Consider the following 20873-nt stretch of genomic DNA (forward strand, 5'->3'; position numbering starts at 1 on the left):
AATGTCGGATACACCCCGAACATCAGCGATAACCCGGCTGAGGAACTATTTCCTCGCCGGATTCGTCGTGTGCGCACCGCTGGCGATCACCGCCTATATCGCGTGGTCGTTCATCGGCTGGGTTGATTCCTGGGTCAAACCCTACATTCCATGGCGCTATAATCCCGATACCTATCTGCCGTTTCCGGTTCCTGGTTTCGGGCTCATCGTGGCGCTGGTGCTGATCACCCTGATCGGTTTCCTTGCAGCCAACATCGTCGGCCGCGCCATCGTTACCTTCGGCGAGCGCCTGCTCGGCCGCATGCCGCTGGTGCGCGGCATCTATGGCTCGCTGAAACAGATCTTTGAAACCGTGCTTTCGAACAAGAGCGAGATGTTTCGCCAGGTTGGCCTGGTCGAATATCCGCGCAAGGATGTCTGGTCGCTGGTCTTCGTCGCCGGCGAAAAGCACACCGAAATCAATGAGAAACTGGATGTCGGCGGTGACCCGCTGATCGGCGTCTTCATGCCGTGCACGCCGAACCCGACGACGGGTTTTTTGATGTATGTTCGCAAGTCCGAGATCGTCATGCTCGACATGACCATCGAGGAGGGCGCCCGCCTCATCGTCTCAGCCGGGCTTGTCGCGCCCGATCCGAGGAAAAAGGTCAAGGGACCGGACGGGCAGCTGATCGAGCTCGGCAACCCGACTGCCGGCACTTTGCCTCAGCCGGCCCGCAAGAGCCGCACCGCCTCGTCGCGCCCGAACAAATAAAGCAGCAGTCTAAGCGCCTCGCCGCGTTCGTCCTGAAGCTCGGGATCGCGCGAAAGGATCAGCCTGGCATCGTCGCGCGCTGCTTCCAGCAGATCGGCATGAACATCGATGCGCGCCACCTGGAAACCCGGCGTCCCAGACTGGCGGGTGCCGAGAAGCTCGCCTTCGCCGCGCAGCTTCAGATCCTCTTCCGCAATGATAAAGCCGTCCTCTGTTTCGCGCATCACGGAAAGCCGGCGTTTCGCGGTCTCGCCGAGGGGATCCTTGTAGAGCAGAACGCAGCTCGACGGTTTCGAGCCGCGGCCGACGCGGCCACGCAACTGGTGCAACTGGGCAAGGCCGAAGCGCTCAGCATGTTCGATAACCATGATCGTGGCGTCCGGCACATCGACACCCACCTCGATGACGGTCGTGGCAATTAGCACGCGGGTTTCGCCCTCCTTGAAGGCGCGCATGGCTTCATCTTTCTCCGCGCCTTTCATGCGGCCATGCACCAGCCCGAGGCGATCGCCGAACACCGGCTTGAGTGAAGTGAAACGGTCCTCCGCCGACATCAGCTTGATTTCTTCGGATTCCTCGACAAGCGGGCAGATCCAGTAGATCTTCTGGCCTTCCGCAACCGCGTCGCGGATGCGGCCGACCAGTTCTTCCAGCCGCTCCAGCGGCAAGGTAACGGTGCGGATTGGCTGTCGGCCGGCTGGTTTTTCAGTGAGTTTGGAAACGTCCATGTCGCCGAATGCGGTCAGCACCAGCGTGCGCGGGATCGGCGTTGCCGTCATCACCAGCATGTCGGGGGCATCACCCTTGGCGGTGATGGCCAGCCGCTGGTGCACGCCGAAGCGGTGCTGCTCATCGATCACCGCGAAGACCAGGTTCTTGAAAGACACGGTTTCCTGGAACAGGGCATGGGTGCCGACGACGATATCGATCGAACCGTCGGCAAGTTTGGCCAGCGTCTCGGTGCGTTCGCGTCCCTTTTCGCGGCCGGTCAGGATGGCCGTTGTGAGCCCGGCCTTTTCGGCCAATGGCGCGATGGTGGCAAGATGCTGGCGCGCCAGGATCTCCGTCGGTGCCATCAGCGCCGCCTGGCCACCCGCCTCGACCGCGCGTGCCATGGCCAGCAAGGCAACCACCGTTTTGCCGGAGCCGACATCACCTTGCAGCAGGCGCAGCATGCGTTCAGGCGTGGCAAGATCGGTGAGGATCTCGGCGAGGGCGGCTTCCTGCGAAACCGTCAACGAATACGGAAGCGCCTTGCGCAGCCGTTCGATGACCCGGCCGTCGCCATTCAGCGGCCGGCCCGACAGTTTGCGGATGCGCGACCGCACCAAGGCGAGCGAAAGCTGGCCTGCGAGGAATTCGTCATAGGCGAGCCTGCGCCAGGCAGCGCTCTCGGGCTGGGCATCGATCGGACTCTCGGGATTGTGCACCCGGCCGAGCGCCGCTGCGAATGACGGGAAGGTATGGCGCCGCATGAAGCCGGCATCCTGCCATTCCGAAAGCGCGGGCACGCGCTCCACGGCCTGGCCGATGGCGCGCCGCAGCACCTTCGAAGACAACCCCGCGGTGAGCGGATAGACCGGCTCGACCAGCGGCAGGCTGTCTGCGTCGCTGGCCAGCGCGATATGGTCCGGGTGAACCATGCTCGGCCGGCCGTTGAACCATTCCATGCGCCCCGACACCACCACCAGTTCGCCTTCCGGCATCGCCTTTTCGAGGTAGCTGGCATGGGCGTGGAAGAAGGTCAGCGTGATCTCGCTGGTGTCGTCATGGGCAAAGACCCGGTAGGGCACCGATCTGTTGCCGCGCGGCGGCGGCTGGTGTCGGTCGATCCGCACCTCCAGTGTGACGATCGCGCCTTCGGTCGCGTTCGCGATGCCCGGGCGGTTTCGTCGGTCGATGACCGAGTTCGGCAGCACGAACAGAAGATCTCCGACGCGCGCCCCCCGGTCGCCGAGATCCACCGGCAACACCCTCTCGATGAGAGCCGCCACTTTCGATCCGACACCGGCAAGCGTCGTGATGGGCGAGAACAGCGGATCGAGCAGGGAAGGGCGCATCATCGCAATAAGCGCGGAACCGGGCGCATGTGCAAGGCATCTGCGATCGGTTCCTGCGCCTTAAACTGCGGTTGTCATGCGCCAGCGGCTTTCAAGGGGGGAACTCTTGCTGTTTCAGGGACATAACGATCGAGACCCGCCGCTTGGGTGCGGGGTGTTTCGAATCTTTCGAGCAGATATTCCGTTGCGGTTGCCAGTGGCAGCAGCAATCCATGGTCATCGTGCAGATAGCCCCAGTCGCGCCCGCGCCGGAGCATCGCCTGGTCACCGACACCCGAAAGATAGGCCGACATCGTCGCTTCGTTGAGGATCTCGGCATCGACATGGGCGCAGGCGCGTGTGTCTGCAAGCAGGTAACGACCGGGCGACAGGTCGAGCACGCATAGGACCGGCATGACGCGGTCCGGCGTCCAGGCTGCTTTCCAGGCCTCGACACCGTCGCCTAGCCGACGCGCCAGGTCCGGCCTGCGGCGCAGGCTTGAATCATAGTCGCCGATGAAATGATAGGCGATGTCATCGGCCCGCTCGATTGCCGGGAACGCCAGGGCGTAGGCCGGGATGGGGCGGACATTGGTGATCTTGTAGTCGTCCTTCCTGTCGAAGTACGGGCTGAACCGTTCGATGCTGAGTTGGCCGACCCCCACCGGCGGCTGCAGGTGTTGCAGCAGGGGGATCAAGTCCGCGGTCACCTCATAGGCGACGTCGTCGTCGCCGGGGAAGTCGGTGAGCAGGTTCCAGGCTGCTTCGATGCCGAGCGCCCGGGCGAAACGCAGGCAGTCGAGATTGATCTTCAGCGTGCTGCCTTTGCGCATCAGTCTCAGCACCGAGGTCGCAAGCGACTCGATGCCGGGCTGGATGCGCTCGACCCCGGCGGATTTCAGCAGCTTCATCTTCTGGAAGGAGAGATTGGCCTTCTGCTCGTAGAAGATGCCGACCTTGTTTTCGGCCTTTGCCAAGGCTGGAAGAAGGGTCGAGAAGTAGGAGTGCGGCATGATGTTGTCGACCATCATGATTCTCGTCGCCTGGTGCCGCGCAACGAGGTCATTGAGTTCGCTGAACGCCTTCTCCGGCGATTTCTGCCGGTGCTGCATGCCGTTGGCGTTGAGGCCGCAGAAGGTGCAATGTTGCTTGGCGCCCCACCAGCAGCCGCGACTGGTTTCATAGGGCAGCCAGATTTCCTCCGGACGCAATCCGTCGGGACGAACATCGCAGGCTACGGTTTGCGCCAGTTGCGAAAAATAGTCATCATAGTCGGGTATCGGCGAGTCATCGAGGGTCTCGAGCGGTTCGCCGCGAATGATCTTCTCATTGCCCGGCTTTTGATCGCGCAGATTGATCAGGAAATTGACGAAAGAGACGTCGCTTTCGCCTGAGAAGATATGGTCGATCGAGCCTGCCAGGGGCTGGATGCCTTCGGACATGATGCCGTCGACATTGGCGCCACCGAGCAGGAATGTCTTGTCCGGCGCGGCTTGTTTGGTTCGCTTGGCGATGGAAAGCGCAGCAAGCGTCTGTTCGAAGACGGTGCTGAAGCCGATAATGGTCGCGGGCATCGCTCCGAGTTCCGCGGAGAAGTCATCGGCCCATTGTTTCGCGGTTTCCTGCAGCCAGTCCAACGTCACGGCAGACGGGGCGGTCGCTGCGGTGATGACACGCTCGACCTCGGGTTCCATATGCCCATGCGCCTTGGCTCCGAACATGGCACGAGCGAAAATCCGCTCTCCGATCAGCAGGCCCGTCGGCGTCCCGCAAAGCTTCTGATAGCGGCGAACGCCGATGCGGCTGGCGAAGGAAAGGTTGGCATAGAGCACTCTGGCTTTGTAGCCGGCCTGCGTGGCGCGCGCGGCAATCACGTGAGGACCGAGGGCCGGCCTGTCCGGGCTCGCGAAGGGCGGCACGACCACAAGGATGTCGGCTGTTCTGTAGTCTGCGTCGAACATGGTGCACCTGTGTTTGTTGTCGAGGAATTCCCTCCGCGCCGCATCGCTACGCGTGGCGCGGAGGGGTTTGCACGATGAACGCATGCTGGATAGACGGCGGTTCGGTCCGCCGCGGGATTGTCGTTGCCGTCAGAATTTGACGCCGACCGACACCGTGACTTCGGTTTCCGCGGCTTCGGAGCCGGTGAGCGCGCCGCCTGGGCGCGTCCTCAGCTTGGCGACTTCGCGGGAGAGCCGGGTGGCTTCAGCGTCCGAGATGACCAGACCCTTGGCCTTCAAGGCTTTCGACGGATCGCTGAGAAAAGTGTCGCCGAACTTTACATCGGTACTTTTGAGGCTGGCGGCAGTGGTCTTGATGGGACTTTTGGTGACTGCTTTGACCATGATCATGCTCCCTCTTGTGACCAGGTGGTTGAGTGCACCGTAAATCTCATCACGAAGTTGTCCGCGTGACTGTGAGATCGGTCACAGTCACTTGCGATGTCAGCAACGGCGGGGTCGGAACGCACTTCGACCGGCGCACAGGCTGACACTGCCGCCTATCCACGCTATATGCGCCCTGCAAGTAAGGGATGCCGCCGCCATGACCGCAACGACAGGATCGAACGCAAGACTGGCGAACAGCGAGCTCGACCCGCACCGCAAGAAGCTGCTGTTCCGTTCCTGGCATCGTGGCATGAAGGAGATGGACCTCATCCTTGGCAACTTCGCGGAGCGCGAGATCGGCAACTTGACCGCCGACGAGATCGGCCAATATGAAAGGCTTCTCGAGATCTCCGACACGGTGCTGATGCCTTGGCTGACCGGTGGCGAGCCGGTTCCCGGCGACATCGACTTGCCGATCCTGGAAAAGATCCTGACGTCGCGCCAAACACTCGAATTCTGAAACGACCATGAGCCTGATACCCAAAATCGGCCTGCCAAAGGGCCGCGCCGCCTCCTATATCGTTGATGGCGTCGCCGACGGCTTCGAAGCCTTTGCACTGGTGCAGGCGGCGAACGAAATCGCACCGGACGGGCCGTTGCTGTTCGTTGCGCGTGACGGTCAGCGCCTGCCGGCCATTGTCGAAGCGCTCGGCTTTGCAGCACCTGGCCTGCCGGTACTGGAGCTGCCGGCCTGGGACTGCCTGCCTTACGACCGTGTTTCTCCGGGTTCCGATGCTGCCGGGCGCCGGCTGGATGCTCTGGCGGCGATGATCGCACTGGCCAGGAAGCCACATCGCGCCATCGTGCTGACCACCGTCAACGCGCTGTTGCAGCGCATGCCGCCCGCCGAATTGCTGGAAAGTCAGACCTTCCACGCCAGGCCCGGCAATCAGGTCGATATGAACAAGCTGATTTCGCGGCTGGAGACTTCCGGCTTCGAACGCGTGCCGACGGTGCGCGATATCGGCGAATTCGCCGTGCGTGGCGGCATTCTCGATCTCTATGCTCCGGGCTGGAGCGAGGGGCTACGCCTCGACTTCTTCGGCGATACGCTGGAAACGATCCGCAGCTTCGATGTCGCCAGCCAGCGCACAACGGGCCAGCGCAAGTCGATGACATTGCAGGCGATGAGCGAGGTGGCGCTGACGTCCGAAACCATCAGTCGATTCCGCCGTTCCTACATCGAAGCCTTCGGTGCGCCGTCACGCGATGACGGGCTTTATGCGGCGGTCTCGGAAGGGCGTCGCTTCGCCGGCATGGAACACTGGTTGCCCTTCTTCTACGAACGACTGGAAACGGTTTTCGACTACCTGCCGGACGCGCCGGTGGTCTTTGACCATCTGGCGCATGAGGCGCTCACCGAGCGCCATGATCTCATCCACGACCACTACGAAGCACGGCGCAAGCAGGCCGATGCAGCACTCAAGGATGCTGTGCCCTACAAGCCGGTGGCGCCGGCGCTGATGTATCTGGCACCGGACGATGTAAAGGCGGCGACTGAACAGCGCGAACAGATCGAACTCACGCCCTTCGACGCGCCGGACGCCGGCGGACGCAAGGTTTTCCATGCTGGCTCCCGTGCGGGGCGGTCCTTCGCTGAGGAACGCGCCGATCCCAATGCCAATGTCTTCGACGTGGCAGTCAAACATATCGCCGAGGAGCGCGCCGCCAGGCGCCGCGTCATCGTCGCCGGCTGGACCGAGGGCTCGCTCGACCGGCTTGGCCAGATTCTGGCCGAGCACCATCTCGGCAACATCAAGCAGGTCGCTTCGCTGGCAGAAGCGGAAAAGCTGGCGCCGGGCGAGGCGGGCCTCGCCGTTCTGCCGCTGGAGACCGGCTTCGAGACCGACGCGCTGGTGGTGGTTGCCGAACAGGACATCCTGGGCGACCGGCTGGTGCGCCGTTCTAAGCGCAAGAAGCGGGCTGCCGATTTCATCGCCGAAGCCACTTCATTGTCGCATGGCGACATCGTCGTCCACGCCGATCATGGCATCGGCCGGTTCGTCGGCCTGAAAACCATCGAAGCCGCCGGCGCGCCGCACGACTGCCTCGAAATCCGCTATGCCGGCGACGACCGGCTGTTCCTGCCCGTCGAAAACATCGAGCTTTTGTCGCGCTACGGTTCGGATTCGGCTGAAGCCTCGCTCGACAAGCTGGGCGGTGGTGCCTGGCAAGCGCGCAAGGCGAAGCTGAAGCGTCGGCTGCTCGACATGGCCGGCCAGTTGATCCGCATCGCCGCCGAGCGTCAGATGCGGGCGGCGCCCGCCATGGTTCCCGCTGATGGGCTCTATGGCGAGTTCGCGGCGCGCTTCCCCTATGAAGAAACCGACGACCAGCAGTCGGCGATCGATGCGGTCACCGAGGATCTTTCCGCCGGCCGGCCGATGGATCGCCTGATCTGCGGCGACGTCGGCTTCGGCAAGACGGAAGTGGCGCTGCGCGCTGCCTTCATTGCCGCCATGGAGGGTTTCCAGGTTGCGGTGGTGGTGCCGACGACGCTGCTGTCCCGCCAGCATTTCAAGACTTTCTCGCAACGCTTTTCAGGCCTGCCGATCCGCGTACGCCAGGCGTCGCGGCTGGTTGGCACCAAAGAGCTGGCGGAAACCAAGAAGGGCATCGCCGACGGCACCGTCGATATCGTCGTTGGCACCCATGCACTGCTGGGGTCTTCCATCTCGTTCAAAAACCTCGGCCTGCTGATCGTCGATGAGGAGCAGCATTTCGGCGTCAAGCACAAGGAGAGGCTGAAGGAGCTGAAGAGCGACGTGCACGTGCTGACGCTGTCGGCGACGCCGATCCCGCGCACGCTGCAACTGGCGCTGACCGGCGTACGCGAACTGTCGCTGATCGCCACGCCGCCGGTCGACCGTATGGCGGTGCGCACTTTCATTTCGCCGTTCGATCCGCTGGTCATCCGCGAGACGCTGCTGCGGGAGCGCTATCGTGGCGGCCATTCCTTCTATGTCGTGCCGAGGATTTCGGACCTCTCCGAGATCCTCGATTTCCTGAAGGCCGAGGTGCCGGAGCTCAAAGTGGCCGTCGCCCATGGTCAAATGCCGCCGGGCGAGCTCGACGACATCATGAACGCTTTCTATGACGGCCAGTACGATGTCCTGCTCTCCACCACGATCGTGGAGTCGGGTCTCGACATTCCGACGGCCAATACATTGATCGTGCATCGTGCCGACATGTTCGGTCTGGCCCAGCTCTATCAGCTGCGCGGGCGCGTCGGCCGCTCCAAGGTGCGCGCCTATGCGCTGTTTTCGCTGCCGGCCAACAAGAAGCTCACTGACACTGCCGACCGCCGCCTCAAGGTGTTGCAGTCGCTGGACACGCTGGGCGCCGGCTTCCAGCTTGCCAGCCATGATCTCGACATCCGCGGCGCGGGCAATCTGCTGGGTGAAGAGCAATCCGGCCACATCAAGGAAGTCGGTTTCGAACTTTACCAGCAGATGTTGGAAGAGGCGGTCGCGGAAGTGAAGGATTCCGGCGAGGTCACCGACACCGGCTGGTCGCCGCAGATCACCGTCGGCACCGCCGTGATGATCCCCGAGGGCTACGTGCCGGATCTGCAGCTCAGGCTGGCGCTTTACCGCCGCCTCGGTGACCTTGAGTCGACCGAAGAGATCGACGCTTTCGGCGCCGAGTTGATCGATCGTTTCGGACCGTTGCCGGAAGAGGTCAAGCACCTGCTCAAGATCGTCTTCATCAAGGCGTTGTGCCGCAAGGCCAATGTCGAGAAGCTCGACGCCGGTCCCAAGGGCGTCGTCATTCAGTTCCGCAAGAAGGAATTCTCCAATCCCGTGGGCCTGGTCAAGTTCATCGGCGAGCAGGGATCGCTCGCCAAGATCAGGCCGGACCAGAGCGTGGTGTTTGCCCGCGACTGGCCGACGGCGGAGAAGCGCCTCGCGGGTTCAGCCGTGGTGATGACGCAACTGGCGAAACTGGCGGGCTAGCCCACCTTCTCCAGCTCTCCGCGTGCCTTGGCTTCGGCAACCTGACGGATGGCGTCGGTGAGCGTGTCGATGTCCTGCGCGCCCATCACCGCATAGCGTCCTTCGATCAGGAAGCATGGCACGCCGGTGATGCCCATGCGAGAGGCGGTCGCGATCTCGGCGCGCACGGCTTCGGCGTCCGCGTCGGTCGGCAGCAGCGTCTCGACGATGGAGACGTCCATGCCGGCTTCCCGCGCCGCCTCGATCAAGACGTGAGGATCGCCGGTATTCTCGCCACGCTCGAAATAGGCGCTGAACAGCCGGTCGACCAGCTTGTTCTGGACGGCGACGCCAGCCGTGCCGGCCCAGCGGATGACGCGGTGCGCATTCAACGTGTTGGGAGCCACCTTGATAGCATCGAAGTCGAAGGAAATGCCTTCCACGGCGCCCAGCGACATCAGGTTGGCATGGATCTGCTTCAAGCGATCGCCATCGCCGAACTTGGCCTGCATGTAGGCTTTGCGGTCCTTGCCTTCCGGCGGAATGGACGGGTCGAGCTGGAACGGCCGCCAGCGCACCTCGATATTCACGTCCTGCAGCCCTTCAATGGCATGCTGCAGCCGCTTCTGGCCGAGAAAGCACCAGGGGCAGACGACATCGGACACCACGTCGATGCTCAGGGTCTCGCTCATCGCTTTGTCCTCTCGCGGTAAAGCAATTCCAGAAGAGCGCGTCGCGGTTTTGGTCCGGAATTGCGTAAAACAAGAATTGGAGTGTTGCCGGTGGAAGCCGGAAACGCTCCAGGGTTCAGTTTGGTTTGCGCCACCATACCGGCAACTGGTAGCCGAACAGCGGCGTTACCTTCGGATGCTCCAGATAGGTCCAGTAAGCGACCCACTGGTCTGGATTGTACTGCATTGGCACCATATAGTTGCCCGAGATCAGCAACCTGTCGAGCACGCGCACGGCGGCGACGAAATCCTCTTTGCTGCGCGCGTTGAGCATGGCGTTGATTGCGGCGTCAACAGCGGGCTCGGCAACGCCGGCCAGATTGAACGATCCATCGACCTTTGCCGCTTCCGATCCCCAACGCCCCCGCTGCTCGATTCCAGGCGACAGCGAATTGTTGAAGCCGCTGGCACCGATCAGGACGTCGAAGTCGTAACGCTGTTTGCGCGACTGGATCTGGTCGCCGTCGAGGGAACGGAGCGTGACAGTGATGCCGAGTTTGGCCAGTGTTCGCTGGTAGAGCGAAGCAAGCCGTTCTTCGTCCTGAGACGAGGTGAGGATCTCGAATGCGAAGGGCTGGCCCTGTTTGTCGAGCATTTGGCCGTTTTCGATATGGTAGCCTTGGCTCTTCAGGATATCGAAGGCCGCCTTGAGTACCTTGCGGTCCTGGCCACTTCCATCCGTCACCGGAGGCAACCAGGTGCCGTCCATGACGTCGGCGGGCACACGGCCGGGATACGGCGCCAGAAGCGCTTTTTCCCTGTCGCTGGCCGGATGACCGAGCGCCGAAAGTTCCGAACCCTGCCAGAAGCTTTTCAGGCGCGCGTAGCGATTGTTGAACAGGTTCTTGTTGGCCCATTCGAAGTCGTAGAGCATGCCGAGCGCGTGGCGCACCTCGGCATTGGCGAATTTCGGCAGGCGGGTGTTGAAAAGAAAGCCGGTGACCACCGGCGGAATGCCGCTCTTGAAGGTTTCCGCCACGACTTCGCCGCGCTTGAAGGCGGGGAAATCCATGTCGCGCTCGCGCTTGACCGGATCGGTCTCCATGTTGACGGCACAGATCCCCTTCTTGAAAGCTTCAAGCTGAGCATTGGAGTTGAGGAAATATTCGATCGTGATGCGGTCGAAATTGTCGAAGCCACGCTTTGAGGGGACATCCTTGCCCCAATAATCCGGGTTGCGCTTGAAGATGATGCGTTGGCCGGGAACGACTTTGTCAACGGTATAGGGGCCTGAACCGATCAATGGCTTCAGAGTCGTCTTGTCGAACGTTTCTTTGTCGAAGGCGTGTTTCGGAATGATCGGTGTCATCGCGATGATCAGCGGAAATTCGCGGTCCGACAGCTCGTTGAAGGTGAAGCGGACGCTGCGATCGCCGGTCTTTTCAAGCTCCTCTACCCGCTTCATGCGATCGGAATAGGGTGGGCGACCCTTTTCGGTGAAGACGTCATAGGTGAACAGAACATCCTCTGGCGTCACCGGCTGTCCGTCCGACCATTTGGCGTTCGGGTCGATATGGAACTCTATCCATTTGCGCTCCGGGTCCATGTCGACGCTGTCGGCAAGCAGGCCATAAAGGCCGAAGGGCTCGTCGAAGTTGCGCTGCATCAGCGGTTCGAAGACGAGGTTGCCGTAGATGGTGTCGATCATGCCGCGCGCGGTCGTGCGCAGGCTCTTTATGATGAACGGGTTGAGATTGTCGAAGGAGCCGACCACGCAATAGGTGACGTTCCCGCCCTTCGGGGCATCGGGATCGGCATAGGGGAAATGCGCGAACCCGGCTGGAAGCTCCGGCTCGCCCTGCATGGCGATACCATGTTTAGGCTCTGCCAGGGTTGATGCGCTGGCAGCCAGGAGAAAAGCGGCGGTCAGCCAGTAAAACGAGCGGCTCATGCCGAATCCTCGAACGGAATATGTGATTCGAAGCGCAACCTAGCATGAGCTGTGGCCGTACCGTGGCCATAGTCGAGAAATGGCGGGGCCGCGCCTGCACGCCGGCTGAGGAAGTTGGCAAAGAACAGAACGCTCAAACTGGGCAGGAAATGCTCTGGTGGGCTGGATTCGGGAACAATGCCGGTGTAACACGCCGGGCGAAGTCATTCTGTTGCCTCATTTGGGCAAGAGGTAGCACGCCAAGGTCTGAAGGCCGCTACGGGGATCAAGGTAGAGGAAGTTCATCATATGAAGAGCCTGAACAGCAAAGCTCATCGTCTTTCGCTCATGGCCGCTGGCGTCGTCGGCATCCTGGGTGCGGGCGTTCCGGCTGCTTCCGCTCAGCAGCAGATCCCGCAGGGCTGGTTCAAGGCCTGCACCAAGCAGGAAGACGTCGATATCTGCAACGTGCAGAACATCCAGACCGCCGGCAACGGCCAGCTGATCACCGGTGTCAGCCTGATCGACCTGCGCGGCAAGGTGAACCGCAAGGTGTTCCAGGTTACCGTGCCGAGCGGCCGTCTCGTTCCGCCCGGCATCGCCCTGCAGATCGACAACAACAAGGCCCAGAAGCTCGACTATGTCATCTGCTTCCCGGACCGTTGCGTTGCCGAGGTGCCGCTGACCGATCAGCTGGTGACCTCATTCAAGAAGGGCCAGCAGATCACGCTGACCTCGATCAATTTCCAGGCGCAGCCGAATCCGATCAAGATTCCGCTGGCCGGCTTCGGGACCGCCTTTGACGGCCCGGCCATGCAGCAGTCCGATATCGAGGACCGCCAGAAGAAGCTGCAGGAATTCGTCAACAAGAACAATCAGGACTTCTCCAAGAAGCTCAAGGAAGAGCAGGAAAAGGCCAAGACCGCGCAGTAATCGCCGCCCGGCCCCAAGGCCGGATGACGCTGAATGAAAAAAGCCCTGGTTTCGACCAGGGCTTTTTGTTTGTGGGCAGCGCCGCTCGCGCTTCCGAAGCCGGCTTCGTTCACGCCGTCGTCATGCCGCGCCGCTAAGAGCGGCTCCGATCCAGGCGGTTTCAATCGCCTTTTCCGGCATGGAGCGATTCTTGATGCGGATGGCACGCTTCGGCGCGGTATTGGCCGCGATGCTGACGATGACACCCGGTGCCGGCGCGGGGCAGGATCATACGGCGCTCGTCCTCGACCGGCTGCAGCATGCCAACCAGTGGCGTGATCATGTCATGGTCGTGGCGCATCGCGCCGGCGGTCTGCAGGGCGGCAAGGCACGTTTCCCGGAAAACTCGCTGGCTGCCATCGAGGATGCGATTTCGGCCGGTGCGGAAATGATAGAAGTCGATGTGCGCCGTTCAAAGGATGGTACGTTCATCGTCATGCATGACAGCTGGCTCGATCGCACCACGACGTGTAAGGGCGAGGCTGCCGAACGCACGGTGACCGAACTCAAGGGCTGTCGGCTTGTGATCGAGGCTGGGCGCGTCGAGACGAATGAAGCGGTCTCGACACTCTCCGAACTGCTTGCAGTCACGCGCGGTCGAATCCTGGTGAATGTCGACAACAAACTCGGTACCGATGCGTTGCCCGGCATCATCGCCGAGGCGAGGGCGCTTGGCATGGCTGAACAGGTCGTGGTCAAGGAGAATATCTGGAACGATGCCCGTATCGCCGAGGTGGGAGCGACGCTGAAAGCCGCGGGCATGGGCTTTCAGTTCATGCCGATCATTGCCGACGATGCCGTGCGTGATTCAGCTTTCGTCGAGAAGGTTGCCCGCACCTTCAATTCCCATGCGATGGAACTGATCAATTGGCGCAACGGCGCCGAAGCGCTGACCGCAAACGGCGGCGCGCTGTTTTCGACGCGCATGCGCGCGGTTGCCGTGCGCGGCGGCTGGCATTTGTGGGCGAACACCTATGCCATTCTCAACAAGCCGGGTGGATTCCTGGCCGGTGGTCGCGGCGATGAACTGGCTGTTGCGGCGGGAATGCCTGCCGAGAGCTGGGGGTTCTGGGCCGAACGCGGCGCCACCATCATCCAGACCGACGAGCCCCGCGCAGCGATCGAATGGCTGGCCGCCAAGGGTTATCGCGTATCCTACGGCGAGAGCCGGCCCGAAATGCCGACGACAACAGCCAGCATCAATTGAGTGTGCGCACGCCGGCTACGTAAGCAAAAAGGCCGCCCGGAGGCGGCCTTTTCGATTTGGATCCGAAACGCTTATCGCTTCGAGAACTGGAAGCTGCGGCGGGCCTTGGCCTTGCCGTATTTCTTACGCTCGACGGTACGGCTGTCACGGGTCAGGAAGCCGCCCTTCTTGAGAACGGCGCGCAGCGCCGGCTCGTAATAGGTGAGCGCCTTCGAGATGCCGTGACGCACGGCACCGGCCTGGCCGGAGAGGCCGCCGCCGGTAACGGTGGCGACGATGTCGTACTGGCCGGCGCGGTTGGCCGCGATGATCGGCTGGTTGAGGATCATCTGCAGGACCGGACGCGCGAAATAGGCGCCGAATTCCTTGTCGTTGACAGTGATCTTGCCGGAACCGGGCTTCACCCAGACGCGGGCGATGGCGTCCTTGCGCTTGCCGGTGGCATAGGCGCGGCCCGACTTGTCGAGCTTCTGGACGTGGACCGGAGCGGCCGGCTGCGCGGTCTGCGCGACCGAGCCGAGTTCTGCGAGCGAGGAAAGCTCAGCCATTATCAAGCCCTCTTGTTCTTGGCGTTCAGCGCGCCGACGTCGAGCGTCACAGGCTGCTGGGCGGTGTGCGGATGCTCGGCGCCTGCATAGACGCGGAGGTTCTTCATCTGGCGACGGCCGAGCGGACCGCGCGGGATCATGCGTTCAACGGCCTTCTCGACAACGCGCTCCGGGAAGCGGCCTTCGAGCAGCTGGCGCGCAGTGCGCTCCTTGATGCCGCCGGGGTGACCGGTGTGCCAGTAGTAGACCTTGTCGGTATACTTCTTGCCGGTGAAAACGACCTTGTCGGCGTTGATGATGATGACATTGTCACCGTCGTCGACGTGGGGCGTGAAGGTGGGCTTGTTCTTGCCGCGGAGGATGTTGGCGACGAGCGATGCCAGACGACCGACGACGAGACCCTCGGCGTCGATCAGCACCCACTTCTTCACCACGTCCGCAGGCTTCTGCGAAAAGGTTGCCATGGTTAAATGCTTTCGTTTCGAACCTTCAAAGAAGGCGTTTCTTGTTGCTTTCATTGCCGGCTGGCTTCCGCCCGCCCGCAATAACAAAACGGCGGCCTTTGCGGGCCGCTGCTTTGCGTTGGCTTATAGGAGAGGGTCTTGGCGTCGTCAAGCGACGGGAAACCGACGCGTTTCTGAAAAAGTATTTAAAAACAATAGCTTGGTTTTGTGGTATTATTTTACCGCATTCCGGCAGGCTGGATGAGGGGGCGTTTTGCGCCATTCGAGGCCTCGCGGCCGTCTGTGCAGATACATTCTCGATCGAAGCGTTCCTGGGCTGCGATCACCGCTTCGATATTGGCTTCAGCCCACTCCGTGATGGCCGAGAGCTTCTCCGCGAGCGTGTTGCCCAGCGGGGTGATCGAGTATTCCACGGTGACCGGCACGGTGGCGAAGACCTTGCGCGCTATCAACCCATCGCGGCCGAGCCGTTTCAAGGTCTGCGACAGCACTTTCGTCGAGATGCCTTCGACGTCGCGGCGCAATTGATTGAAGCGCACCGGTCCGTCCGAGATTTTCCACAAGACGAGCGCGGTCCATTTGTCCGCTATGTGATCGAGCAACAACCTTGTCGGGCAATTCTCTGCGTAGACGTCATAGTTGCGCATGGCTGCTTGTCCGTTGAGGCAATTACCTGCCGGTAACTTGGGCGCTGTACGCGCCACCTTGTAACCGGACGGTGCCTTCTTTTTATGCACGTTTCCTTTGGCTAACAAGCTTCAGTTTGAAACTCGCTTTCAAAAAGAAAGCGTCAGGAGTTTGATATGTCCAAGGGAAAGATTCTCGTTCTGGCGGCGACAGGCAATGTCGGGGCACCGCTGGTGGCCGAATTGCTGCGCAGGGGAGAGCGGGTCAAGGCGGCAAGTCGTGCGGCATCCCCGAGCCTGCCGGCAGGTGCCGAACCCGTTCGGCTCGACTTGTCCGATCCGCGTAGCATCGAGCCGGCGCTGGACGATGTCGACCGCATCTATGCCGTTTCGCCAGCGGGTTACCTCGACCAGCTCGGACTGCTGAGGCCCGTGGTGGAGGCAGCAGCGCCACGCAAGATCAAGGTGGTTCTCCAGACGGCGATCGGCGTCGACGCTAGCGACGCCATCCCTTTCCGGCAACTGGAATTGCAGCTTGAGCGTTCCGGTACGCCTTTCGTGATCCTGCGTCCTAACTGGTTCAGCGACAATTTCGCGACCTATTGGGCGGCTGGCGTGCAGTCCGGCGAAATTCGCGTGCCGGCCGGCGAAGGCAAGACGAGTTTCGTCGATGCCCGTGATATCGCCGCTGCCGCCGCCGGGGCACTGGTAACCGAGCGCCATGACGGCAAGGCCTTCGCGCTGACCGGTTCCCGGGCGTACAGCTACACCGAAGCAGCTGGGCTGCTATCGAAGACGCTCGGGCGGACAATCCGCTACAGTTCGGTCGACGATCAAACCTTCATCTCCGAGACGGTGGCCGGTGGACTGTCACGGGGATACGCCGAGCTTCTGGCGGCAATTTTCCATCCCGTTGCCGAGGGATGGGTAGCCGCGACGAGCGATGCCGTGGAAGTGCTGTCGGGCGCCAAGCCACGCTCGCTCGAGGAATCGATCGGCGACATTGTTCACCGGCTCCAGGCTCAGGCCGCATAGCAATAAATGGATCGGAGGCCGGGTGTCTCGGCCTCCGATCCATGTCTCACATCAATTCCAGGCGCCTGCAACCTGCCGCACGCTGGCGTTCAGCCGGTTCCAGACATTGATCTGCGCGATCTGCAGCAGAAGCCCGGATATTGCCTTCTCGTCGTAATGTTGTGCAGCCTCATTCCAGACATCATCCGGTACTGCGTCCGAACGATCGGCAATGCGGGTGACAGCTTCGGTGAGCGCAAGCGCGGCACGCTCGGCATCGTTGAAAAACGGCGTGTCGCGCCAGGCTGCCACGGCGAAGATCCGGCGGTCGGTTTCACCGGCCTTCTTCAATTCCTGTGCGTGCATGTCCACGCAGACACTGCATCCATTGATCTGGCTGGCGCGCAGATGGACCAGTTTGACGGTGATCTCCGAAAGGCCGCTCTTTTCCGTTGCCTTGTTGAGCGCGATCAGCGCCTGCATTGCTTCGGGAATAACAAAGACGGGGTTCTTCATTCGCGCCTGCATGACTTTAATCTCCATGTTAGATCGGGTTCGCGACGATTTCCGTGCCCGTTGGTCACATCGGCCGGAGTTCGTTCGTCATCGGCATGACGCGCGGCAGACAGGGAATGTGACCGATGGACGAAAAAAAGATTCTGGCGGGCCAGTTCGAGGCAAATCGCGCTCAGCTTCGGGCCGTCGCCTTCCGCATGCTCGGCTCGCGTTCCGAGGCCGAGGACGCCGTGCAGGAAGCGTGGCTGCGCCTGAACCGGACCGACGTCGGCGATATCGCGAACCTCGGCGGCTGGCTGAGAACGGTGGTGGCTCGGATCTGCCTGGACATGCTGCGCTCACGCAAGTTGCGTCGCGAAGATTCGATAAGCGATGCCGAGCCCGAGCTGCCGTCAGAAGCCGGTACCGTGTCCTACGATCCCGAATATCAGATCGCCATGGCCGATTCCGTTGGTCTTGCCATGCTGGTGGTGCTGGAGACGCTCGGGCCGGCGGAGCGGGTCGCTTTTGTCCTGCACGACATGTTCGATCTGCCTTTCGAGGACATTGCCCCGATCGTCGGGCGCACGACCGATGCAACACGCAAGCTGGCCAGCCGCGCGCGACAGCGCGTGCAGGGTACTGCGGTCTCGCCCGAAGCGGATCGTGCCCGGCAGCGTGGGGTGGTTGAGGCTTTTATTGCCGCTTCGCGCGACGGCAATTTCGAGGCTCTGCTCTCCATTCTCGATCCCGAGGTTGCATTCCGGGCCGACGGAGCAGCGATGCGCCTGGGTTCGGAGGCAGAATTGCGCGGCTCGGCCGCCGTTGCCCAAGCGTTCAACGGTCGTGCCCGCGGTGCAAGACCGGCCCTGCTCGATGGCGAGTTGGGCATCGTGGTCGAGGTCGATGGCCGCAGATTGCTGGTCTTGCGCGTCACCCTCATCGGCGACCGCATCGCCAGCATCGAAGCGGTCGCGGATCAGGAAAGTCTGGCCGGGCTGGACGTGTCGATCCTCGACTGACTGTGCTTAGCGCCTGGGTGGGATCGAATAGGTGCCGGTTGCCTGCGCGACCGTATGGCCCGTTGCTCCCGCGACGATGTCGATGTCGTAGACCATCAGGCTTTTGCCCAGTTTCAGGATGCGGCAATGGCCGAGGATCGGGCCGGCCTCGGCCTTGCGCATGAAATTGATGCTGAGATTGGTGGTGACGGACAGCGCATCCGGGCCTGCGTGTGAAAGGACGCAAACATACCCGCCGATGTCGGCCAGCGTGAACAGGCAAGGGCCGGAGACGGTACCGCCGGGTCGCAGGTGCCGCTCGTCCGCATTGAGGCGAACAGTGCAGCCACCAGGAAAGATGTCGACCGCCTCATAGGCGAGATAATCGTCGTTGAGCTGCGGGTAGACCGATTTCAGGAGTGCGTTGGCCTCATCGGCCGTGAGCACCGGCTTGAGATCGTCCTGCATCGGCATGGCATTGTCCGTTCGCTGTCGTGGTGCTTCGGCCTTCGCCATGCGCCTGTTATGGTTTCCAAAATCAGAAAGCACGCTCAAAGCCTTCCCTTCAATCGGCAGCGTGCTAGTTCTTTTGTTCCATACTGAACGAATCCGACGGTTGGGTCGTCGAGCAGCGGAGATCAGGACGTGGCTGAAATCGTCGCCATCAAGACCGAACCCGTCGGGCCGGTACTGGTCGAGCAGGCCAACGGCATTGCACGGATCACGCTTGCCAGCCCGCCCGCAAATGCCTTGTCGCTGGCTGTCATGGCTGCGTTGCAGGCGGAATTCGATCGGCTGCGTGAGGATCCGTCCGTGCGCGTCATCGTGCTCGCCGCTTCCGGCAAGGTATTCTGTGCCGGACACGACCTCAAGGAACTCACCGCCAACCGCAATGAAGGCGACCGCGGCAGGGCCTTCTTTGAGAAGACTTTCGCCGCATGCTCGACCTTGATGCAGACCATCGTGCTTCATCCGAAGCCCGTGATCGCAGTGGTCGATGGATTGGCGACGGCCGCCGGCCTGCAACTCGTCGCCAGTTGTGATCTGGCGATTGCTTCGCACGAAGCGACATTCTGCACGCCGGGCGTCAACATCGGCCTGTTCTGCTCGACGCCGATGGTGGCGCTGTCGCGCAATGTCTCACGCAAGCAGGCGATGGAGATGCTGTTGACCGGCGAAACCATCGATGCGGCAACCGCAAAGGAATTCGGCCTGATCAACCGCATCGTGCCGCGCGACTACTTGAATCAGGTCGTGACCAAGTACGCACAAACCATTGCTTCCAAATCGCCTATGACGATCCGCATCGGCAAGGAGGCTTTCTACGCACAGGCCGAGATGGGGCTGTCGGATGCCTATGACTACGCTGGGCGTGTGATGGTGGAGAACATGCTGGCGCGCGACGCCGAAGAGGGCATCGGCGCCTTCATCGGTAAACGGCAGCCCGAATGGAAGGGCGAGTGATGCGGCGATCCGGCTATTTTGCTAGTGCCTGCACACCGGGCATTTCCTAGCACATGAGCCAAGGCCTCGTTCTCGACATCCGACCCAACACCGTCTGGCACGTCGAGGAGGCCTGCCGACAGGCCTGGCCCGCGGCGGTGGAGCAGCTTGCCGACGGCTGGTTGCTGCGTCGTTCGGGCGGCGGCATTCGCCGGACCAACTCCGCCAATCCGCTTGCTGGCGAGCGCCATTGCGACACAGCTCTCATCGACAGGGTCGAGGCGTTCTACCGTGGCTTTCGTCAGGTGCCGGTCTTCCGTCTCACCGATTTCACGCGTGAGATTTCGGTTGAGCTTGACCGGCGAGGCTACACCACGCAGGCGAGCACTCTGACCTTGCTGGCTTTGTTGGCAGCCGCGCCAACCCTTGATGCCGAAGGCTCGACGCTGACAACTGAACCCACTGAAGCCTGGTTCGATTTGCGAGACCGTCTGGCCAAGGATCCATTGATCTTCCGGGACATGGTGGCTTCAATCGGCCTGCCAAAGGCTTTCGCCTCATCGCGGGCCGGGGGGCGCACCGCTTCGATTGCCTACGGTGTGCTCTGCCATGGCATGCTGGTGGTGGAATCCGTCGCCACCCATCCGGATCATCGCGGCAAAGGGTTGGCCAGACGCACGGTCAGAGCCCTGATGAACTGGGCGCGCGGCGCCGGAGCAGATAAGGCCTGCCTGCAGGTGGTCGCAGACAATCACCCGGCACTTGCGGTTTACCGGGCTTTGGGGTTCAACACCGCGCTCTACAGCTATCATTATCGTTTCGCACCGGACGCCGCATGAACCACGACACCTATGACAATGCCTACATCGCCGGCATCCTGAATTCGGTGAAGACCATCGCCATCGTCGGCGCTTCCGCCAATGACGTGCGGCCGAGCTGGTTCGTGCTGAAATACATGCTGGACAAGGGCTTCTCGGTGTTTCCGATCAATCCCGGTCACGCCGGCAAGGAAATCCTTGGCCGGATGACCTATGCCAGGCTAGGAGACATCCCTCAACCTGTCGACATGGTCGATATCTTCCGTGCGCCGGCTGCAGTGCCGGGCATCGTTGATGAGGTTCTGGCGCTCGATCCGCTGCCCAAAGTGATCTGGATGCAGCTTGGCGTGCGGCATGACGAGGCCGCCGGGAAGGCCGAGGCCGCAGGCATCAAGGTGGTGATGAACCGTTGCCCGAAGATCGAATATGGCCGGTTGTCCGGCGAGATTGGCTGGAACGGGGTCAATTCGGGGGTGCTTTCCTCCAAGAAGCCCATCATGCGTCAGGGTTTCCAGAGTTTCGGCGTTCGCCAGAGGTAGCCAGCAAAAATATTCCACGGTTTTGCCAAA

General features: G+C 61.8%; 20 protein-coding genes. 10 read left to right on the top strand and 10 right to left on the bottom strand.

What is annotated here, in order from left to right; all coding sequences use genetic code 11:
* The first annotated feature begins 1 nt into the window (after window position 1).
* The gene (locus AC3WTO_RS03905) at window positions 2-754 is read left to right on the top strand and encodes a DUF502 domain-containing protein (RefSeq protein WP_492459370.1); all 753 of its coding nucleotides are present in this window, start codon (window positions 2-4) and stop codon (window positions 752-754) included.
* On the opposite strand, the gene recG is transcribed toward AC3WTO_RS03905, so the two are convergent.
* The 3 genes from recG to AC3WTO_RS03920 form a co-directional block, all read right to left on the bottom strand.
* Window positions 706-2814: an ATP-dependent DNA helicase RecG gene (recG, locus tag AC3WTO_RS03910; protein WP_492460030.1), complete on the bottom strand. Its 2109-nt coding sequence runs from the start codon at window positions 2812-2814 to the stop codon at window positions 706-708. The two genes, AC3WTO_RS03905 and recG, sit on opposite strands and share 49 nt — an antisense overlap.
* 74 nt (window positions 2815-2888) lie before the next feature.
* Entirely contained in the window at window positions 2889-4754 is a 1866-nt protein-coding gene (locus AC3WTO_RS03915) for a RiPP maturation radical SAM C-methyltransferase (protein WP_492459371.1), read from the bottom strand.
* A 129-nt stretch (window positions 4755-4883) separates the two neighbouring features.
* On the bottom strand, window positions 4884-5138 hold the full coding sequence (locus AC3WTO_RS03920; protein ID WP_492459372.1) for a hypothetical protein: 255 nt from the start codon (window positions 5136-5138) through the stop codon (window positions 4884-4886).
* Between the two features lie 199 nt (window positions 5139-5337).
* Between AC3WTO_RS03920 and AC3WTO_RS03925 the strand changes: the two genes are divergently transcribed.
* Both AC3WTO_RS03925 and mfd read left to right on the top strand, forming a co-directional pair.
* Window positions 5338-5640 carry an FAD assembly factor SdhE gene (locus AC3WTO_RS03925; protein WP_492459373.1) on the top strand — a complete coding sequence of 101 codons (303 nt, stop codon included), beginning with the start codon at window positions 5338-5340 and terminating at the stop codon, window positions 5638-5640.
* Window positions 5641-5647: 7 nt separating this feature from the next.
* The gene (gene mfd, locus AC3WTO_RS03930; protein ID WP_492459374.1) at window positions 5648-9136 is read left to right on the top strand and encodes a transcription-repair coupling factor; all 3489 of its coding nucleotides are present in this window, start codon (window positions 5648-5650) and stop codon (window positions 9134-9136) included.
* On the opposite strand, the gene AC3WTO_RS03935 is transcribed toward mfd, so the two are convergent.
* Together AC3WTO_RS03935 and AC3WTO_RS03940 are read right to left on the bottom strand one after the other, a co-directional pair.
* Window positions 9133-9807, bottom strand: coding sequence for a DsbA family oxidoreductase (locus AC3WTO_RS03935; RefSeq protein WP_492459375.1), 675 nt, complete (start codon window positions 9805-9807; stop codon window positions 9133-9135). The genes mfd and AC3WTO_RS03935 overlap by 4 nt on opposite strands.
* Window positions 9808-9922: 115 nt before the next feature.
* Window positions 9923-11737 carry an extracellular solute-binding protein gene (locus tag AC3WTO_RS03940; protein ID WP_492459376.1) on the bottom strand — a complete coding sequence of 605 codons (1815 nt, stop codon included), beginning with the start codon at window positions 11735-11737 and terminating at the stop codon, window positions 9923-9925.
* A 288-nt stretch (window positions 11738-12025) separates the two neighbouring features.
* Here AC3WTO_RS03940 and AC3WTO_RS03945 point away from each other — a divergent pair, with 288 nt between their 5' ends.
* Complete coding sequence (locus AC3WTO_RS03945; protein WP_492459377.1) at window positions 12026-12649, top strand: invasion associated locus B family protein; 624 nt, start codon at window positions 12026-12028, stop codon at window positions 12647-12649.
* Window positions 12650-12848: 199 nt separating this feature from the next.
* Entirely contained in the window at window positions 12849-13895 is a 1047-nt protein-coding gene (locus tag AC3WTO_RS03950) for a glycerophosphodiester phosphodiesterase family protein (RefSeq protein ID WP_492460031.1), read from the top strand.
* 71 nt (window positions 13896-13966) lie between these two features.
* Here the strand turns inward: AC3WTO_RS03950 and rpsI are convergent, their stop codons facing one another.
* From rpsI to AC3WTO_RS03965, 3 genes are all read right to left on the bottom strand, one after another.
* A complete protein-coding gene (gene rpsI / locus AC3WTO_RS03955) occupies window positions 13967-14443 on the bottom strand; it encodes a 30S ribosomal protein S9 (RefSeq protein ID WP_129410384.1) in 477 nt (158 codons plus the stop codon).
* A 2-nt stretch (window positions 14444-14445) separates the two neighbouring features.
* Window positions 14446-14907, bottom strand: a complete 462-nt coding sequence (gene rplM / locus AC3WTO_RS03960; protein ID WP_129410383.1) for a 50S ribosomal protein L13 — start codon at window positions 14905-14907, stop codon at window positions 14446-14448.
* Window positions 14908-15125: 218 nt separating this feature from the next.
* Window positions 15126-15554 (bottom strand): winged helix-turn-helix transcriptional regulator, encoded by a 429-nt coding sequence (locus tag AC3WTO_RS03965; protein WP_492459378.1) that lies wholly within the window; start codon window positions 15552-15554, stop codon window positions 15126-15128.
* Window positions 15555-15710: 156 nt separating this feature from the next.
* On the opposite strand from AC3WTO_RS03965, the gene AC3WTO_RS03970 reads away from it, so the two are divergent.
* Window positions 15711-16568 carry an SDR family oxidoreductase gene (locus AC3WTO_RS03970; protein WP_492459379.1) on the top strand — a complete coding sequence of 286 codons (858 nt, stop codon included), beginning with the start codon at window positions 15711-15713 and terminating at the stop codon, window positions 16566-16568.
* 51 nt (window positions 16569-16619) lie between these two features.
* Here the strand turns inward: AC3WTO_RS03970 and AC3WTO_RS03975 are convergent, their stop codons facing one another.
* Complete coding sequence (locus AC3WTO_RS03975; RefSeq protein WP_492459380.1) at window positions 16620-17075, bottom strand: carboxymuconolactone decarboxylase family protein; 456 nt, start codon at window positions 17073-17075, stop codon at window positions 16620-16622.
* Window positions 17076-17188: 113 nt separating this feature from the next.
* Between AC3WTO_RS03975 and AC3WTO_RS03980 the strand changes: the two genes are divergently transcribed.
* A complete protein-coding gene (locus AC3WTO_RS03980) occupies window positions 17189-18064 on the top strand; it encodes a sigma-70 family RNA polymerase sigma factor (protein WP_492459381.1) in 876 nt (291 codons plus the stop codon).
* A 6-nt stretch (window positions 18065-18070) separates the two neighbouring features.
* Here the strand turns inward: AC3WTO_RS03980 and AC3WTO_RS03985 are convergent, their stop codons facing one another.
* Window positions 18071-18517: a PaaI family thioesterase gene (locus AC3WTO_RS03985; protein ID WP_492460032.1), complete on the bottom strand. Its 447-nt coding sequence runs from the start codon at window positions 18515-18517 to the stop codon at window positions 18071-18073.
* A 171-nt stretch (window positions 18518-18688) separates the two neighbouring features.
* Between AC3WTO_RS03985 and AC3WTO_RS03990 the strand changes: the two genes are divergently transcribed.
* From AC3WTO_RS03990 to AC3WTO_RS04000, 3 genes are read left to right on the top strand one after another with little or no spacing between them, the layout of a single operon-like run.
* Window positions 18689-19507 (top strand): enoyl-CoA hydratase, encoded by an 819-nt coding sequence (locus AC3WTO_RS03990; RefSeq protein WP_492459382.1) that lies wholly within the window; start codon window positions 18689-18691, stop codon window positions 19505-19507.
* Between the two features lie 53 nt (window positions 19508-19560).
* On the top strand, window positions 19561-20325 hold the full coding sequence (locus AC3WTO_RS03995; protein ID WP_492459384.1) for a GNAT family N-acetyltransferase: 765 nt from the start codon (window positions 19561-19563) through the stop codon (window positions 20323-20325).
* Window positions 20322-20843 (top strand): CoA-binding protein, encoded by a 522-nt coding sequence (locus tag AC3WTO_RS04000; RefSeq protein WP_492459385.1) that lies wholly within the window; start codon window positions 20322-20324, stop codon window positions 20841-20843. Before AC3WTO_RS03995 ends, AC3WTO_RS04000 begins: the two co-directional genes overlap by 4 nt.
* The last annotated feature ends 30 nt before the right edge of the window (window positions 20844-20873 follow it).

The sequence above is a fragment of the Mesorhizobium sp. EU05-FHT14A09 genome (assembly GCF_058790995.1).

What these genes read in the sequence shown, in the direction of transcription:
- AC3WTO_RS03905 (WP_492459370.1), top strand. Translation starts at nt 2, where the DNA reads ATGTCGGATACACCCCGAACATCAGCGATAACCCGGCTGAGGAACTAT.
- recG (WP_492460030.1), bottom strand. Translation starts at nt 2,814, where the DNA reads ATGCGCCCTTCCCTGCTCGATCCGCTGTTCTCGCCCATCACGACGCTT.
- AC3WTO_RS03915 (WP_492459371.1), bottom strand. Translation starts at nt 4,754, where the DNA reads ATGTTCGACGCAGACTACAGAACAGCCGACATCCTTGTGGTCGTGCCG.
- AC3WTO_RS03920 (WP_492459372.1), bottom strand. Translation starts at nt 5,138, where the DNA reads ATGGTCAAAGCAGTCACCAAAAGTCCCATCAAGACCACTGCCGCCAGC.
- AC3WTO_RS03925 (WP_492459373.1), top strand. Translation starts at nt 5,338, where the DNA reads ATGACCGCAACGACAGGATCGAACGCAAGACTGGCGAACAGCGAGCTC.
- mfd (WP_492459374.1), top strand. Translation starts at nt 5,648, where the DNA reads ATGAGCCTGATACCCAAAATCGGCCTGCCAAAGGGCCGCGCCGCCTCC.
- AC3WTO_RS03935 (WP_492459375.1), bottom strand. Translation starts at nt 9,807, where the DNA reads ATGAGCGAGACCCTGAGCATCGACGTGGTGTCCGATGTCGTCTGCCCC.
- AC3WTO_RS03940 (WP_492459376.1), bottom strand. Translation starts at nt 11,737, where the DNA reads ATGAGCCGCTCGTTTTACTGGCTGACCGCCGCTTTTCTCCTGGCTGCC.
- AC3WTO_RS03945 (WP_492459377.1), top strand. Translation starts at nt 12,026, where the DNA reads ATGAAGAGCCTGAACAGCAAAGCTCATCGTCTTTCGCTCATGGCCGCT.
- AC3WTO_RS03950 (WP_492460031.1), top strand. Translation starts at nt 12,849, where the DNA reads ATGGCACGCTTCGGCGCGGTATTGGCCGCGATGCTGACGATGACACCC.
- rpsI (WP_129410384.1), bottom strand. Translation starts at nt 14,443, where the DNA reads ATGGCTGAGCTTTCCTCGCTCGCAGAACTCGGCTCGGTCGCGCAGACC.
- rplM (WP_129410383.1), bottom strand. Translation starts at nt 14,907, where the DNA reads ATGGCAACCTTTTCGCAGAAGCCTGCGGACGTGGTGAAGAAGTGGGTG.
- AC3WTO_RS03965 (WP_492459378.1), bottom strand. Translation starts at nt 15,554, where the DNA reads ATGCGCAACTATGACGTCTACGCAGAGAATTGCCCGACAAGGTTGTTG.
- AC3WTO_RS03970 (WP_492459379.1), top strand. Translation starts at nt 15,711, where the DNA reads ATGTCCAAGGGAAAGATTCTCGTTCTGGCGGCGACAGGCAATGTCGGG.
- AC3WTO_RS03975 (WP_492459380.1), bottom strand. Translation starts at nt 17,075, where the DNA reads ATGCAGGCGCGAATGAAGAACCCCGTCTTTGTTATTCCCGAAGCAATG.
- AC3WTO_RS03980 (WP_492459381.1), top strand. Translation starts at nt 17,189, where the DNA reads ATGGACGAAAAAAAGATTCTGGCGGGCCAGTTCGAGGCAAATCGCGCT.
- AC3WTO_RS03985 (WP_492460032.1), bottom strand. Translation starts at nt 18,517, where the DNA reads ATGCCGATGCAGGACGATCTCAAGCCGGTGCTCACGGCCGATGAGGCC.
- AC3WTO_RS03995 (WP_492459384.1), top strand. Translation starts at nt 19,561, where the DNA reads ATGAGCCAAGGCCTCGTTCTCGACATCCGACCCAACACCGTCTGGCAC.
- AC3WTO_RS04000 (WP_492459385.1), top strand. Translation starts at nt 20,322, where the DNA reads ATGAACCACGACACCTATGACAATGCCTACATCGCCGGCATCCTGAAT.